The organism is Solibacillus kalamii, assembly GCF_002174535.1.
Taxonomy (GTDB): domain Bacteria; phylum Bacillota; class Bacilli; order Bacillales_A; family Planococcaceae; genus Solibacillus; species Solibacillus silvestris.
This window is the reverse complement of the sequence record NZ_NHNT01000004.1, coordinates 1-16747: the sequence shown is the minus strand read 5'-3', so window position 1 is coordinate 16747 and position 16747 is coordinate 1. Positions and strand designations below refer to the sequence as shown.

At 39.6% G+C, this 16747-nt stretch carries 13 protein-coding genes and 2 tRNA genes; 6 read left to right on the top strand and 9 right to left on the bottom strand.

Going from position 1 to position 16747, the window contains the following annotated elements:
- Positions 1-79 precede the first annotated feature (79 nt).
- Entirely contained in the window at positions 80-1042 is a 963-nt protein-coding gene (locus CBM15_RS08130) for a fumarylacetoacetate hydrolase family protein (RefSeq protein ID WP_087617038.1), read from the top strand.
- A gap of 47 nt (positions 1043-1089) precedes the next feature.
- On the opposite strand, the gene CBM15_RS08125 is transcribed toward CBM15_RS08130, so the two are convergent.
- Positions 1090-2937, bottom strand: a complete 1848-nt coding sequence (locus CBM15_RS08125; protein ID WP_087617036.1) for an SLC13 family permease — start codon at positions 2935-2937, stop codon at positions 1090-1092.
- A gap of 317 nt (positions 2938-3254) precedes the next feature.
- Between CBM15_RS08125 and CBM15_RS08120 the strand changes: the two genes are divergently transcribed.
- Entirely contained in the window at positions 3255-4745 is a 1491-nt protein-coding gene (locus CBM15_RS08120; protein ID WP_087617034.1) for a catalase, read from the top strand.
- Between the two features lie 494 nt (positions 4746-5239).
- Here the strand turns inward: CBM15_RS08120 and CBM15_RS08115 are convergent, their stop codons facing one another.
- Both CBM15_RS08115 and CBM15_RS08110 read right to left on the bottom strand, forming a co-directional pair.
- The gene (locus CBM15_RS08115) at positions 5240-6169 is read right to left on the bottom strand and encodes an AEC family transporter (RefSeq protein ID WP_087617032.1); all 930 of its coding nucleotides are present in this window, start codon (positions 6167-6169) and stop codon (positions 5240-5242) included.
- A 233-nt stretch (positions 6170-6402) separates the two neighbouring features.
- Positions 6403-8157 (bottom strand): S-layer homology domain-containing protein, encoded by a 1755-nt coding sequence (locus tag CBM15_RS08110; protein ID WP_239534776.1) that lies wholly within the window; start codon positions 8155-8157, stop codon positions 6403-6405.
- 140 nt (positions 8158-8297) lie between these two features.
- Between CBM15_RS08110 and CBM15_RS08105 the strand changes: the two genes are divergently transcribed.
- Positions 8298-9359, top strand: coding sequence for an S-layer homology domain-containing protein (locus CBM15_RS08105; protein ID WP_087617030.1), 1062 nt, complete (start codon positions 8298-8300; stop codon positions 9357-9359).
- A gap of 152 nt (positions 9360-9511) precedes the next feature.
- On the opposite strand, the gene CBM15_RS08100 is transcribed toward CBM15_RS08105, so the two are convergent.
- Together CBM15_RS08100 and CBM15_RS08095 are read right to left on the bottom strand one after the other, a co-directional pair.
- The gene (locus CBM15_RS08100; protein WP_087617027.1) at positions 9512-10507 is read right to left on the bottom strand and encodes an MBL fold metallo-hydrolase; all 996 of its coding nucleotides are present in this window, start codon (positions 10505-10507) and stop codon (positions 9512-9514) included.
- Between the two features lie 127 nt (positions 10508-10634).
- The gene (locus tag CBM15_RS08095) at positions 10635-11144 is read right to left on the bottom strand and encodes a DinB family protein (RefSeq protein WP_087617025.1); all 510 of its coding nucleotides are present in this window, start codon (positions 11142-11144) and stop codon (positions 10635-10637) included.
- A 52-nt stretch (positions 11145-11196) separates the two neighbouring features.
- Between CBM15_RS08095 and CBM15_RS08090 the strand changes: the two genes are divergently transcribed.
- On the top strand, positions 11197-11958 hold the full coding sequence (locus CBM15_RS08090) for an IclR family transcriptional regulator (RefSeq protein WP_014824986.1): 762 nt from the start codon (positions 11197-11199) through the stop codon (positions 11956-11958).
- Between the two features lie 29 nt (positions 11959-11987).
- Here the strand turns inward: CBM15_RS08090 and CBM15_RS08085 are convergent, their stop codons facing one another.
- Positions 11988-13202, bottom strand: a complete 1215-nt coding sequence (locus CBM15_RS08085; protein ID WP_087617022.1) for an FAD-dependent monooxygenase — start codon at positions 13200-13202, stop codon at positions 11988-11990.
- 238 nt (positions 13203-13440) lie between these two features.
- Between CBM15_RS08085 and CBM15_RS08080 the strand changes: the two genes are divergently transcribed.
- Together CBM15_RS08080 and CBM15_RS08075 are read left to right on the top strand one after the other, a co-directional pair.
- Entirely contained in the window at positions 13441-14391 is a 951-nt protein-coding gene (locus CBM15_RS08080) for a fumarylacetoacetate hydrolase family protein (protein WP_087617019.1), read from the top strand.
- 58 nt (positions 14392-14449) lie between these two features.
- Positions 14450-15574, top strand: coding sequence for a cupin domain-containing protein (locus tag CBM15_RS08075; protein ID WP_087617016.1), 1125 nt, complete (start codon positions 14450-14452; stop codon positions 15572-15574).
- Positions 15575-15990: 416 nt separating this feature from the next.
- On the opposite strand, the gene CBM15_RS08070 is transcribed toward CBM15_RS08075, so the two are convergent.
- The 3 genes from CBM15_RS08070 to CBM15_RS08060 form a co-directional block, all read right to left on the bottom strand.
- Positions 15991-16413 (bottom strand): hypothetical protein, encoded by a 423-nt coding sequence (locus CBM15_RS08070; RefSeq protein WP_087617014.1) that lies wholly within the window; start codon positions 16411-16413, stop codon positions 15991-15993.
- A gap of 113 nt (positions 16414-16526) precedes the next feature.
- A tRNA-Glu gene (locus tag CBM15_RS08065) sits at positions 16527-16598 on the bottom strand.
- Positions 16599-16600: 2 nt separating this feature from the next.
- Positions 16601-16676, bottom strand: a tRNA-Asn gene (locus CBM15_RS08060).
- Positions 16677-16747: the final 71 nt, after the last annotated feature.

Here is a 16747-nt window from a genome sequence, read left to right as displayed (position 1 = left end):
AAATCCATTAATTAACCACTAACTATTTCCAAAATTTTAAAATAAAATGACGGTAATCTATTATTAAGGAGGGGTTTCAATGGGAATTAAATTAGTACGCTTTCAGCAAGATGATGCGATTCAATGGGGTGTTTTAGAGGATGAACTTTATATAGTCAATGGTTCTTACCGAACATTACGGGATATTTTAACAACGGGTATGGAGGATGTCGTTACTGCAAAACAAACAGGTCAAATCGTCAATCAATCTGACATTACCATTCTTTCGCCTGTAACAGATGATGCAAACATTTACTGTCAGGGTACAAACTACAGCGCACACCGTATCGAAGCCGGTTTTTCACAGCAAAAGCCGCCATACAATCTACTATTTACTAAGGCACCAAGTACGTTAACTTCTGCAACAGCAAATATCGTATGCCCTGCACATGTTCGCTTACTCGACTATGAAATTGAGCTAGGCATTATTATGAAGCAGGATGTAACGGAAGCGGTTGTAGTGACGGAGCATAATTTAAAAGATTATATAGCCGGTTTCGTTAATACGAATGACGTTTCCGCACGGGATGTACAAATCGTTGAACAACAATGGTTTAAAGGGAAAAGCTACCGCGGCTTCTGCCCTACTGGACCGTATATTTATTTACTGGAAGACGGCGAGATTGATTATTTAGAAAGGCTAGAGCTCCATTTATCTGTAAATGGTGAAACGCGCCAACAGGTGAAAACAGATCAGCTATTGTTTAAACCGACTGAAACATTAACCGAAATGTCGAGTATTTTTGATTTGAAAACTGGTGACCTTGTTTTAACAGGTACTCCTGCTGGTGTAGGTCTACGTCTGAATGCTGAGATTTTAGGAAACATTTATGATAACTCCATCCCTTATGAAGAAAAAATAGAGGCGTTCTACAATTCTCAAAAAGATAACGGCTATTTACAGCCTGGTGATGTGATGCGCCTTGAAATTAAAAGTGAAGATGGTGTCATTGATTTAGGCGTCCAGGAAAATAAAATTGTACAGGCTGTTACAATAAAATAAAGAGGTATTTGAATGACAATCCCATTCAAATACCCCCTTTATACCTACTAAAATGGAAACAGTAACGGTACTGTAATCATCATGACGATAAACATAATAACCTGTAATGGAACACCGACTTTGACGAAATCCATAAATTTATAGCCGCCCGCTGTTAATACAAGAGAGTTTGTCGGAGATGCAATCGGAGTCGCAAACGCCATACTCGCAGCAGTTGCTACCCCTATCATAAATGTATACGGGTTCGCATCCATAGCAAGTGCTGCAGTGATGGCAATCGGCGAAAACAGTACCGCTGTCGCAGTATTACTAACAAATTGCCCGAAAACAACTGTTAATAAATAAATCCCCATCAATACACCATATGATCCGAAATCTCCGAGCAAACTGATAATCCCTTCCGCGAGAATCGTCATTCCCCCTGTCTTCTCGAGTGCTGTCGCCATCGGAAGCATGGCCGCTACGAGCACAATACTTTCAAAGTTCATTTTGCTGTAAGCATCATCCATATTGCGCAGACAGCCTGTAATAATCATAAGAACGGCCCCGATTAATACAGCAATTACGGCGTCAAACACTTCAAATACCATGAGTCCGATCATCAGCAGCATGATGATACCAGCAATCGGAGCCTTTCCATTTGCTGCAATTGCTCCCGCTAACTCGCGCGGCTGCCCCACTACGACAACATCATGCGTTTCTCGGGACAACAGCTCGATTTCATCCCATGTTCCCTGCACTAAAATCGCATCCCCAAAACGCAGCTTCTGGTCGGCCATGTTTTTCAATAAGTAATCACCTTTACGGTTGATTCCCAGAATATTTAAATTGTACTTTTCACGGAACCCGATTTTACTGACAGATTCCTTGATAAGACGTGACTGCGGTGTTAGCAATACTTCCGCTACACCAATTTTTTTCGTGACGAGCTCTTTTGCATGATCTTCGAACGGCTGAACCGTCAACGCAAAATCATGGGCAAACCGTGCTACATCATCGGCAAAACCTTGAACATACAATTCATCTCCTACATGAATAACACTATTCGGACCCGCAAGTTCCTGGTACGTCATCGGTCGTAAATTAAGCCCTTCCTGCACAGCACCGTGTTTTATTTTCATAATATAAATATGATAGGTTGCCGGAAGTTTCAAATCAGCAAGCTTTTGTTCCGAAATGGTCGAATGCTCGCTTACGACAACGCGGAACAATTTATCATGTAAATCATATTCCTTGGCAATTTTTTTGGGAGAAAGCTTATACCCCGCACTTGATTGCGAACGGTTATCCTCATTCGGCAACAGCACATTGCGTACTAATACTAAATAAATAATGACGGTAATCGTTGCGATAATTCCGATTGGAGTTATCGTAAAAAATCCTAGTTTTTCAAAGCCATGATCAACGAGTGTTTGCGAAGCAATCAGGTTTGTCGGCGATGCAATTAATGTCATCAGCCCCGACATGCTCGCAATGTACGAAAGCGGCATTAAAAATTTGGACGGGCTTACTTTGATGCTGATTGCTATCGAAACTACAATCGGCAGCATTAATGCAACCGTACCTGTATTGCTCATAAACGCCCCGACAATTGCGACAATGACAAGAAGCAAAATGAAGAGACGGAGCTCATTATCCCCCGACCATTTCAAGAGAAGGTTTCCTGCCATTCCTGCAAGACCCGTCCTTAAAATACCTGCCCCGACAACAAATAGTCCTGCTATCATAATGACGACAGAATTCGAAAATCCTGCCAGCGCTTCAGCGGGAGTCAAAATATTTAATATGACAAATGATAATAACGCCATTACTGCGACAAGATCTGCCCGCAATCGATTCGTCGTAAATAGAAGAATTGTAACTGCCAAAATAATAAAAGTTAATGTTAGTTGCATGCTTATGTCCTTTCGTAAAGTAATTGCCTCTACTATATAGGTAATAATAGAAGAACTACCCATATTTGTCGATAAACAAGTAAAAAGTAGTTATTGACCAAAAATGCGGAGCAATCTTTATCTTTCTAAGCTGGAAAAAGGTATAATTTACTAGAAAACTATATTATCGGAATTTTCATTAATGTCCATATATAATAACTAGTTCTTTAATATAAAGATTACTTAAAAAGAATTATTATAATCTAGTAGAAATTACGATTTAGATTTGTTATATTATTTATGAAGAGTTTTTCAAAAAGATTTAGGAGGAACTATACATGACAAACGAACGTTTAACAACAATTACTGGTGCTCCAGTAGTATCGAACGATGATTCGCAAACAGCTGGTCGCCGTGGCCCGATCTTATTACAAGACGTATTCCTAATTGAGAAATTAGCGAATTTTAACCGAGAAGTAATTCCTGAGCGTCGTATGCACGCAAAAGGTTCTGGTGCATTCGGTACATTTACTGTAACGCATGACATCACAAAATATACAAAAGCAAAAATTTTCTCTGAAGTTGGTAAGCAAACAGAAATGTTCGCACGTTTCTCAACTGTAGCAGGTGAGCGCGGTGCGGCTGATGCTGAGCGTGATATTCGCGGTTTCGCATTAAAATTCTACACTGAAGAAGGTAACTGGGATATGGTTGGTAACAACACACCTGTATTCTTCTTCCGTGACCCATTACACTTCCCGGATTTAAACCACGTAGTTAAGCGTGATCCAAAAACAAACATGCATAACGGCAACTCGAACTGGGACTTCTGGACTTCTTTACCAGAAGCTTTACATCAAGTAACAATCGTAATGTCTGACCGTGGTATTCCAGCAGGTTACCGCAACATGCACGGTTTCGGATCCCACACTTACTCAATGATCAACGAAGCTGGCGAACGTGTATACGTGAAATTCCACTTCCGTTCACAACAAGGTATTAAAAACCTGACTGGTGCAGAAGCTGCTGAAATTATCGGTAAAGACCGTGAATCTTCACAACGTGACCTATTCGATTCAATCGAAAAAGGCGATTTCCCGAAATGGAAAATGTACATTCAAGTGATGACTGAAGAGCAAGCGCGCAACTCTAAGGACAACCCATTCGACTTAACAAAAGTTTGGTACAAATCTGAGTACCCATTAATGGAAGTTGGAGAGTTCGAATTAAACCGTAACCCGGAAAACTACTTCGCTGATGTTGAGCAAGCTGCATTCGCTCCATCAAACGTTGTACCTGGTATTTCATTCTCACCAGACCGTATGCTGCAAGCTCGTTTATTCGCATACCAAGATGCAACTCGTTACCGTTTAGGTGTTAACCACCACCAAATTCCAGTAAACACACCAAAATGCCCATTCATGGTATATCACCGTGATGGTCAAGGTCGTGCTGATGGAAACCGTGGTTCAGCAATTACTTACTATCCAAATAGCTATGGCGCATTACAAGGTCAAACACAATATAAAGACCCTGCATTAGCTCTTGATGGTCCAGCTGACATCTACGACTTCCGTGAAGATGACAACAACTACTTCGAGCAACCAGGTAAATTATTCCGTCTTCAAACACCGGAACAGCAACAACGTTTATTCGAAACAACTGCTGCAGAAATGAACGGTGTTGAAGAATTCATCAAACGTCGTCACATTTTACACTGCTACTTAGCTGATCCAGCATATGGTGAAGGTGTAGCGAAGGCAATGGGTCTTTCATTAGATGGTATGGACCTTTCAAACCCATACTCTAATACGGTAAGTATGTACTAAGATGTACTCTATGAATTTAGCTTCTTGCTCAAATTGTTAAATTCACTAGCTTTTCATTAATTTAGTGTTTACTAGATTACGAAAGCGTTATTGATATCCAACTATAATCGCTTACAGCCGCAAGTATCTGAGGGGATACTTGCGGTTTTTTTATGAAAAAAGGGCTGCCACATAACCCAAAAACCCATTTTTCTCTATGAGAAAAATGGGTTTTTTAGCTGTGCGTAAAAATTGATTTCCATTCCGGGACGCTTTCCGCGGGCACGGCGTTAGGCCAACACGATGTTGGTCACAAAAGCGTTGCCACAGGACGTGGCGCTCTTAGCTTTTGTTCTTAAGTCTCAGGCGTCGGTGCTCCTGTCGCTTCGCTTTCGTCGCAAAATAAATTTTGCTATTCCCGCTGGAGTCGCCCTTCATTCCAATCAATTTTTAAAAGTATCCGTTTCGTTTTAACCTTTTCCAATCAAACTTTTAATTCTATTTGATTCCCTTTTCTATACAAATAAAATCGTCGATAAATAAATAACAAACGTCACGGTTAAACAGCTGATAATCGTTGAAAACAGCACTGTCTGGGCAGCTGTTGCCGATTCAATATCATACTCAAGTGCTAAGCTGGAACTGTTTCTTGATGTCGGGAATGCACTTGCGATAAATAGCGATTGTGCCACTACCCCGTCCAGACCCAATGCAAAAATAATAACAAGTGCTGTTGCCGGGCCGACTATTAATCGTGTAAAGCAGCTGACAAAAATCGTTTTATTGAACATCGAGCGCATTTCGATTGTAGAAAGCTGCGCACCTAATGTTATAAGTGCAACCGCCACAAATCCGTCTGCAATATGCTCCAGCGGAATACTAAACGTTTCCGGGATCGGTACACTAAAATAATTTAATGCCGCACCAATAATTAGCGCATGAACGATCGGCATTTTCAAAAAGTCCCGGACAATCGCTAATCCTGATTTTGTTGATGAGATTAAATTATACAAGCCATATGTATACGTCGTCATATTTTGAAAAATAACAAGAATAACTTGAATCGCTACCCCGATCGGCTGGGTTGCGAAAATCATTTGTGCAACCGGGATCCCATAGTTACCGGAGTTTATAAGGACAACACTGTTTTTAAAAACAGCCGCTTCCTTTTTATCAAGTTTTAACAACTTTGTGAGCAGCTGACTTAACAGCATTTGCGCACCGATAAACAAAATAATAAAAATCGTAATTTGTCCAAGCACGCTCATTTCAATGGATGTTTCATAAATATTGATAAATACCGCAGCCGGCATGAAACAGTATGTAATGAGGTGGGATAATGCTTTAAGGTTAAACTGAAACTTGCGCTGTAAAATAGCACCTATAATAAGTAAAATTAAAATCGGTGCAACAATTTTGAAGAAAATCATCGATAAATAGACCATGCGAAAACTCCTTTTGTGCATGTGTGCTGTAGTAGTTAATTATAGCGTATTTGTAAAGGAATTGTCAGAAGTTCCTGCGGATTTTTCTGTTTTCAGCTTAGCAGTCAAACCTATTATTGCTAATTTTCCACTCTGTGCGAGACATACCCCAAAAACCCCCTTTTTCTTTGTGAGAAAAAGGAGGTTTTTTCGATGTACATAAAAATTGATTTCCATTCCGGGACCAATCAATTTTATAAATAGTCGATTGCTATTAACGCATTGTAAATAAGTTCGGCAAACTCGCCGCGTGATAATGTTTTCTCAGGACTAAATGGACCTTGCCCATCGACAACACCAAACAGCTCTAGAATTGCAATGCTTTGACGCGCTTCAAATGTCAGGTTTGCAATATCCGGATAGCTAATGTTTAATTCATTGTATACTTTCGCCAAATCCTGATTTAAATAGCGGTACATGTTGGCAATAATAATGGCTGCTTCTTGCTTTGTCACCGAAGCATTAGGTGTAAAACGGCTCGATGTTGCACCACTCATGATGCCTGCTTCCAATAACCCCTGGACTAGTTTTAATTGCTGCGCATTTGCTATATCCAGATATTTCGATTTGGCGTTACTTGATAAATCCAGTGCCGATGCAATCATTACCGCTGCATCGAGTTTGCTTACTTGTTTATAGGTTTGAACTAGACGGCTTTTCGTATTAAATAGAATGCCGCGCTTTGCCAGCTCTCGAATGGCACGTCCTTGGTCATTGTTTGGAATATCCGTATAAATAACGCTGCTATTCGCTGCTTTAAATGTACCACCTGTGGCTGTACGGATAATGAATTTCGAGCCATCTACCTTAAATGATGCCGGTGATGTACCAGTTGATAGAACACGTTGAATTACTTGTGAAGTATTCGCCTTTAATTTAGAGACCGGAACATGAACTTCTACTGTATTTTCAAAAGTTTTTGCACGATTTCCTTCTGTAAATTGGATGTGTAGCTGATTATTCGCCACATTTACAGACACACCAACAGTAGCTGTAGAAGACTTTATTTCCGATGTAGGAATAACGATTTCAATATCTCCCGCTTTTAAACGCATATTCCGGTCTGTAATATTTTTCACTTGAGAAGTGGTAATTTGCGTTGTATAGCGGCCATTTTGATAGCTCATCGTTTCATATTGTGACCAAGTTGGCGTTTTCGGAATCGTTGTCGCAACTGTATTTGAATCATCCGGAATGTAAAGCGGATCATATGCCGGCTTCTCAATGACTACTCCGCCCGGCTTTATTTCATGGATATAATCAGGATAATACGTATACACAAGCTCAATATAATACGGATCTCTCCACATTGTTTCAAGACGAACAAGCTTTTCCAAAGCTGTTACATGTCTTTTCGCTTCTGCCGATAAGTTGTTGTATAGTGACCGAGCTCTCGCAATTTCATGTGTCGTCGAGCTGCGACTAATATTGTTCATATATATATCAAATGCGTTGGCATCAAGCTTTGCCTGCTTCACAACAGTATTTTGATAAATAATATAATTCTCACCATCAATTAAAATGTGGAGGTTTGTTACAGACGACTTCGCAAGATCACTTAGCGCATTGTACGCCATACGTATACTTTTAATTTGTGCTTCTGTATATTTCATTTTGTCGATACGATTAATGCGGTCCATCACGACTTTCGCTTCTTTTTCAGCTTGTGCCTTTTGAACAGCTAACCGGCTTTCGAAGTATTCAAGGTTTGTAACTACTTGTTTCTCAATTAGCTTTTTCGCCTCGCTGTTTAATGCATCATATGCTTTTCGTGCTGCACTGATTTCAGTAGGAGTCGACTCGTCGTTTAACGTTTGAATCATTTCTCTGACTTTATCTGCTGCGACAATATCAGCCGCAGCTGCTCCCTCTGCCTCTACTTCCCCTATCATCCCAATACTTACCGGGATTGCGGCCAATGCAGCTAGCATTAACTTTGATTTATTCATATGTATCACTACCTACTCTCATTTTATATACCATATCTATTATATCGGCTCTTATCCCATATTTTAGAATAAAAAGTAAGTGGAAACAGGAGGCAGTCATGGTAAAGTAAAAATAATCCAATTATAAAGGAGGTTTTTTTATGAAACGCTTCTACTTCACAATTATTTCTATTATTGTAGGGCTGTCTTTTTTTATTTCTCCAACTAACTCGGTGGCAGCGAAGCAAGTGTTTAAAGATGTCCCGACAAACCATTATGCGTATGACGCAATTAAATGGGCATATGATTTTAATATTATAAACGGCTATGCTAACGGTACATTCCGTCCAAACCAACCCGTGACAGAACAACAATTTGCTCAAATTTTAGTTAGCTATTTTGATTTGGAACCTGTTTTGGAAGAACTGGATAAGTTCACAAAGAAAGAGATTCCATCCGATGCAAACTATAATACGCTTGCCGCCTATCAAGTACCTTTAAACGGCTATTTCCATAACAGTATTCGAGGTGCAGCTGTAAAACGGGGAACTGTTGCACAGGCGATTGCCTATATAGCGGATGGACAAACGACTTTAAATAAAGCAATCCGTTTTTTACTGGATCATGATATTTCTAACGGACAAAACGCAAAGTATGAGCAAACTAATTTACAGCATTTTTTCGGTACAACAAATAATTTAACACGTGCACAGCTTGTTCTGTTTTTCTATAACATGCAAAATAAAAACTTCTTTTATCGTTCTGACATGGCAGAAGAGGGCTTTGCTAGTAATAGCCCGCTTTATGAACGTGCTTCTTCCGCCCGCAGTATGCTTGATAAATCATTGCGCACAGGTGCAAACTGGTCCCCTACTGCCGACAAGAAGCCAAATAAATCTTGGAATGGCGAGTATACGTATTTTCATACTTACGGTAAAGGGGACCTTGATTCAAAGGGGCGTGTATTAACAATCTCTAATAGTACGAAAACCGGTTTCCAGTTGACCTATTATACGTATGACGGCTGGGCATCCGGCACGATTGAAGGAACAGCGACATTCACAGCCGATACAAAAGCGCGGTTATCCAAAACAGCGGATGGTGATCGGTGTGTTATTGAATTCGAACGGCTTACTATTAAGACAATTAAAACAACCGAGTTTTATTGTGAAGCCGGCCGTGATAAAGGAACGACATATAGTGGAACGCTCACTGTAGAGTAGCAGACAAACCGCTGAACAATCTTTATACAACGAGTAAGTATACAAAAGCTTTCGCAAAATGGAATCAACCTCAAACGACTCCGACGACACTTTATGTGAGATGGAAATAATACGCTATAACAAAAACAGCTGCCTCTCCCGGGCAGCTGTTTTCATTGATCAATCAAACTTGTAACTGAAAAACACCAATCCCCGCCCCGCAACTCACGCACAATTAAACCGCGCTGTTCTGCCAGGAGCGTTAATCCGATAATTTCAGAAATTATAAATGTAAAATACTTCGCAAAACGGGCACCATAGATTGCTTCTCCCAATTGTTTTGCCGTATGATTTCCTTCACTAATTTTGGATACAACCTTTTGCAGCTTGTATTCTATTTTACTTAAGCTTTTCTCCATCACTTCATTCAAGTTTTCATAAATCTCTTTATGTCCGGCAAATACGGTGCGCACATTGTATGCTTTCATTTTCTCAATCGAGTCTATATATTGGCTAATCGGGTTCGTTATGTCTCCTGATTCGTCATGATCGATTAACGCATTCGTCATACCAGTAGCCAATAAAAAGTCCCCCGCGAATAGCCATCCTGTCTCCTCATCAAACAAACAAATTGAATCCGGTGAATGGCCAGGAGCAGCCATTACACGTAATCCTCCGATTTCTTGCCCTTCTTCCAGTTTCATAATCGGCGGATAGATCATCACATGTTCTTTATTGTGAAGAGTATTCTCCATTTTTGCCATTCGTTCACGGGCAAATTCCGGTACGCCGTATTGCTCATACAAATCATAGTAAAAGCTAAGCTTCTGCTGTAAATAATCATCCTCACACTTCAAACGAGGAATGGCAATTTCACTTGCATAGACAGGAATCGGGTACTCATTCGTAATTTGATTTACTACCCCGATATGATCATTATGAAAATGAGTTAAAATAATACGGGTAATTTGATTAATTTCTATATTATATTCTTTCAATTTCCGATAAAAAAACTGCTCAAATTCCTCATTTTTAATGCCCGCATCGATTAATGTATAGTCTTCTCCATTTTGGTAGACATAACAGTTAATACTCCCCAATCCACTATAGTCAGAAGGGAAAATAATCGGATAGACTGCTTTATTCCCTGTTTTTATTATTGCATCCACTTTTCCACCTGCTTCCACTGTTTTATACGCAGAAAGGGCTTGCCCCGAAATTCATTCCAGACAGCCCCTCTATTGTATCTTTATAATACCTTACTATACGCACATCAAACAGTGGATACTTCCATTATTACTCGACCTTTTGCGGCTGTACCAATTCTAAATGACGCTGCATTTGCCCTACGTGACTTTCAGCATGCAATACAATTAGATGGTTGATTAAAAATGATAACGGCTTGCCATCAAAATTCGGGTTGTAGCTAGGTGCTGTTTTTTCTAAATCTTCCTGTTGCACTTTTGCAAAGCTTTCGTTCACTAAAGGAATGAGCGCATTGAGCCTTTCAATCGCTTTTTCCTTTGAAACAGTCGCTACATAATTTTCATCTACCGCAGCTAAACGACGGACATGTTCATGGTTACGTCCCCATTTCGCTCCTGGTACGACTAGGAGTGCCTCTAAGTCGGCTACCCAAAACTCGATTGCTTCGATGATGTGTGTAGCGATTTGCATAACCGACCATTTTTCTTCGGACGGTTTTTTATACAGCACTTCCGTCTCTGTTATACTTATTAGATCAACCATACTATTGATGCTTTTCTCGAAACTTTCAAACTTCTTTTCCATAACATTAGTTTTCATGATATAATCTCCTTATTTTGAATGACTTTTTAAGAAAGGTGAATAGAATACTATGTCAAGCAGTACTACAATCGGATCATTAGCATTAGGTATTCAAATTATCGATGTCGTTGCGCAAAGCGACCACCCACTACGTTTTTCCGATATTCAGGAACAAACAGGCATTTCTAAAAGTAATCTCTATAAATATTTAAATACACTTATCCAGTTAGATTTGCTTTATCGTGATCAAAAGACCGGTAGCTATTCACTCGGCTATAAATTTTTGGAATACGGGAATGCTGCCATGCAAAACGACGATTTTATCGAACGCCTTACACCCTATTTTAAAGAACTTAGCAATTTAACAAATATGACGACGCTACTATCTCTTTGGGTGAATGATTCCCCAGTTATCACAAATATTTGGAATACGAATTTTGGCTTAAGTATCGGTGCGCAAGTCGGTACGAAACTGCCGATTAATTCATCTACAGGAAAAATTTTTGCGGCCTATGCTAATTCCTTGGAAATTACGAACTGGATTGAAGCTCAGCAAAATGAACTTGCCAATTTTGATGTTGCGGCTTTTCAACGCGAGCTGAAAGGAATTCGCAAAAACGGGTTTTCGTTTGCACATGAGCCCCTTGTCCGTCATGTTTCCTCTATCGGTTTACCAATACTCAATTACAAAAATGAGCTTGTCGGCGCTATTACGGTTGTTGGCTTTGAAGAGGACGTACCTACAGACACTTCATCTGAAATGATGCAGCAAATTATTGATATGAGTAAAGAAATGTCGACTGTATATGGCTTTAAAGAGAAAGGGAACTAATCCCCTTTCTCTTTTTAATTTTCCGATATTCAGCTCTTAACTTCACTTTTGCGTGTGTTGAAGTAATTATATAAAAAGTCTGCTACATCATAGTTTGTTTCCTTGTGACTGCCGAATAAATGATCACGTAATAACACAAGCGCACGGTCAAGGTCGTCAGCTGTATCTGCATGAATAATTTCACCCCAGCGACGTGCTGAATTTTGTACCATTGCTGAACGCGGTTGGCGCTCTTTTTGATAACGTAAAAATGCTTCATTGTACGTTGCTTCATTTTCTAAAGCTTCTCCTAATACATATGCATCTTCAAGTGCTTGTGCACCGCCTTGCGCTAAATATTGAAGCATCGGGTGAGCTGCATCTCCCAATAGCGTTACATTTTCATCTGTCCAGTTTTCTATTGGCAGACGGTGGAACATCGGCCAACGGAATTGAGTCGAAATATATTTTAACGCACGCTCTACATCCGGATGTGCACCTTCAAAGCGTTGTTGCATTTCTTCCGGAGTACCCCAGTCGCCTTCCGGTTTATAGTCATATGTTTTGAAAACAACGACTTGATTATATAACTCACCGCGACGAACAGGATATTGTACTAAGTGTAAGTTCGGTCCAATCCACATAATCACATCATCCATTGCAATATCGCCTTCAGCAGTAATCTCTTCAATCGGTAATGTCCCACGGTATGCTACATACTCTGAACAGATCATTTCGTCTTGAGAAAATAGCTTACGTACATTTGATTTAATACCATCTGCCCCGATTGCTGCTTCTGCTGTATAGGACTCACCACGCTGGTTTGTAATCGTTACTTGACCTGGCGTTTGTGATACTGTTTGGATTTGCTCATCGTTTTTAAATGAAATACGGTTATTTTTCAAACATGCTTCATATAAAACACGGTGTAGATCCGAGCGGTGCAATACAACGTACGGCTGCTTGAAACGCTCCTGGAAACCGTCAGTCAAATCAAGTACAGCTAATTCCTTTGCCGTATAAATATCTTTTAGCACTAAGCGCTTCGGTACGACCGCTACATTCAATATTTCTTCTTTAACACCTAATTGGTCTAATACATGCAGTGCGTTAGGTGCTAATTGGATACCTGCTCCTATTTCTCCGAATGCAGGTGCTTGTTCTAATACTGCTACCGTTTTATCTGTGCGTTGTACTATTGAAAGCGCTGTCGCTAAACCACCAATTCCCCCACCAACTACAATTACATCGCTAATATTTGTCATTTCATTACCTCCAATTCTATAAATAGAGAACTTTGTTTACCAATAATGAAAATGTATCGTAAAAGTGAAGCATTTGTCAATAATATTTCTAAATTTACTGATAATTATTGATTTTAATAGGTCCTAAATCACTTATTTAAAAGATTTTTCTGAAAAATATTGACTTTACTATCTAAAGTACTTTATATTTTCTTTAAATAGAGAACTTTGTATTCTATTTCGATAAAGGAGGATAATTATGAAATTAGTCAACTATACAATGAACGGTATTACACGTGCTGGAGCGATTGTGAAGGAACAAGTAATCGATTTAAACCATGCTTTTGAAGCAAAACTTCAAGCAGAAGGTGAATACCGTTATAAGGAGATTGCCCATGCTTATGTGCCGGCAACTACAGATGGTATTTATGAAGGCGGGAAAAAATCTATTGAATTGGCGCAACAAGCTGTCGACTTCATTTTAGAGAATCCAAACGCTTCTATTACAAAAGCGGTTTTTGATCGTAACGAAGTACATGTTGGAGCACCAGTATTAAATCCAGGAAAGATCATTTGTGTAGGTCACAATTACCGTGAGCATATTCTGGAAATGGGCCGTGAGTTACCAACACATCCAGTTATTTTCGCTAAATTTGCAAATACACTTTTAGGGCCTGATGATGATATTCCATTCTATCCGATTTCTGAACAGCTTGATTATGAAGCAGAGTTTACATTTGTTATTGGTAAACAAGCCCGTAATGTTTCAGAAGAAGACGCCCTGGATTACGTAGCCGGCTATACAATTACGAACGATGTGACTTACCGTGATATCCAACGTCGTACATTACAATGGCTGCAAGGTAAAACAGTAGACGGTTCTGCACCGATGGGACCTTATTTATTAACAGCTGATGAATTACCGGATCCATCAGGGTTATCTGTTGTATTGACAGTGAATGGTGAGGTACGCCAGCAAACGAATACGGCTAACTTAGTATTTTCTGTACAAAAGCTAGTTGCTTTCCTATCTAACTTAATGACATTAGAGCCGGGTGATGTAATTTTAACAGGTACTCCAGGTGGGGTTGGTGTTGCAATGAATCCTCCGACTTTCTTGAAAGACGGCGATGTTGTCCGTATCGAAATCGATAAAGTTGGTGCACTGGAAAATAAAGTAGCAGCTGCAAATGTGCCAGTAAGTGTATAACCTTTTAATACGGTCTAGTATTCTTTATGCACAATTACTATTAAAGGAGTGAAGATGTATGGCAGGAGTATCAGAAGAAGTAAAAGAGTTTATGAAAAGTGACACGGTAAAAGATTTTACGAAAGATATTGAACAATATCATTTAGGTCCACTTTGGGAAGCCATTCCGGAAATTATGAATCATACACCAAAGCCACAAGCACAAGCTTACCTTTGGAGTGATGAACTAATTAAAAAGAAAATGGGCGAAGCAGCACAAATCTTTACACCAGATCGTGGTGGAGAACGTCGTGCAATCTATTTCCAAAATCCAGGATTAACATATCGTCAGCCATGGGGTTGGGCATCTACTACACAAACGATTTACGTAGCGGTACAAATGCTGTTACCGGGTGAAAAAGCCCCATCTCATCGTCACTCTCAATCAGCATTGCGCTTTATTTCTGAAGGACAAGGCGCCTACACAATCGTACAAGGCGAACGTATTTTCATGGAGGAAGGCGACTTTTTAATTACACCTAAAGGTTTATGGCACGGGCATGAACACGTTGGCGATGAGCCGATGTTATGGACAGACGCGCTGGATATCCCGACTTTATACGGAATCGGCGGTACTTTCTTCGATCCTTATGAAGGCGGTTTACAAGAGCCGAATATTCCGGATAACTTCACGGAAAAGCGTTATCGTGGAGGAATGGTACGCCCTGTCGGAGATGACAAGTATACAGTAGCACCACTTGCCAACTATAAATGGGATCGTACGGTTGAAGGAATTAAAGGCTTAATGGAATTTGATCCGGACCCCCATCATGGTTTTGCTGTTGAATATATTAACCCTTCTACAGGTAAAGCAGCTAACCCGACATTAGGTACACGTATGCAGCACTTACCAGCTGGCATGCATACAAAAGCTTTACGCCATACGCATTCTACTGTTTATCAAGTGCATAGAGGTGAAGGCTATACAGTTATTAACGGTACACGCTTTGACTGGAAAAAAGGCGATTACTTTGTCGTTCCAAACTGGGCTTGGTATGAGCACTATGCTTCAAAAGATTCGTACTTATTTTCTGTAAACGATATTCCGATTATGGATCGTTTTGAATTAGAGATCGAGCAAGCGTATGAGTCGAATAATGGTCACCAGGAAGTGACCGGCGAATTTAAAGCTGCATTCCGTTAATGCAGCATCTATAAAAATTCTGCCCAATTTTTATAGAACGTAAAATTCTTCATTTATAATCACATAGTATAACAATTGAACTTTGAACAATTTTCCACGCATCCCTTTTATAATATATCTCAAAAAAACATCCTACATCGATAAATCGTCCATGCCGAAAGCGATTTGTCTGTAGGATGTTTTTTATTAAAGTATAAAGTTGTAATAGCTGTATGATTTACTATTTGTATGGCCTCATTACAGTTGGACAGTCTACCAGATAACCTTCATTTTTATTGATGGCCCTCCCTTTGCTAAATAAAAGGCTCAGTTAAATTTAATTGTTGATTTTGAAATAAATAATTAGAGGTGCTCAACAAATTAAGTTCCTCTAATTATTTTCCTTCCATGACAATACTCATACTCTAATTTAACCTTTAGTTTTCTACACGAATAAAGCACTTTTCATATATTTCAATGGCTTCAATTTGTAAATCATTTAAATTAATCTTCAATTCAACTTCAAGGTCTTCATTTTCTTCTCCGTCCCAGCAGATGTATATTTCACAAATATCACCTTTCAGGAGCAATTCTTTTAGAGAATGACATAAATTGAGAAATTTTTTTTTGGATTTTTCATAGTTATGTGGAGAATAAGCCTTATTATAGTCCGTCAATTCCCAAATAGGATTTGCAAATTGTAAAATCTCAAAGATATAGGGTGTCGTAAAATGCTTTTGTTTAACTATGTTAAGATGTTCTGCATCGGGGCAAACATAGTCAACTTCATATTCATGTTCTACATCACCTTCATTTAGTTTTATCGGAAAATTAAAGCCTATATAGGCTATCATACTCATTTATTCAAATTCCTTAACATTCAGTATTTCAAATAATTCCCTATGTTGACTTCATTTTTAAACAACAAAAAACACATTGCAAAATCTGCAATGTGTTTTCTTTCAAGTGTATATGACCCGTACGGGATTCGAACCCGTGTTACCGCCGTGAAAGGGCGGTGTCTTAACCACTTGACCAACGGGCCAATGGCTCCGAAGGCAGGACTCGAACCTGCGACCTGCCGGTTAACAGCCGGATGCTCTACCAACTGAGCTACTTCGGAATAATACTATGGTGGGCCTAAATGGACTCGAACCATCGACCTCACGCTTATCAGGCGTGCGCTCTAACCAG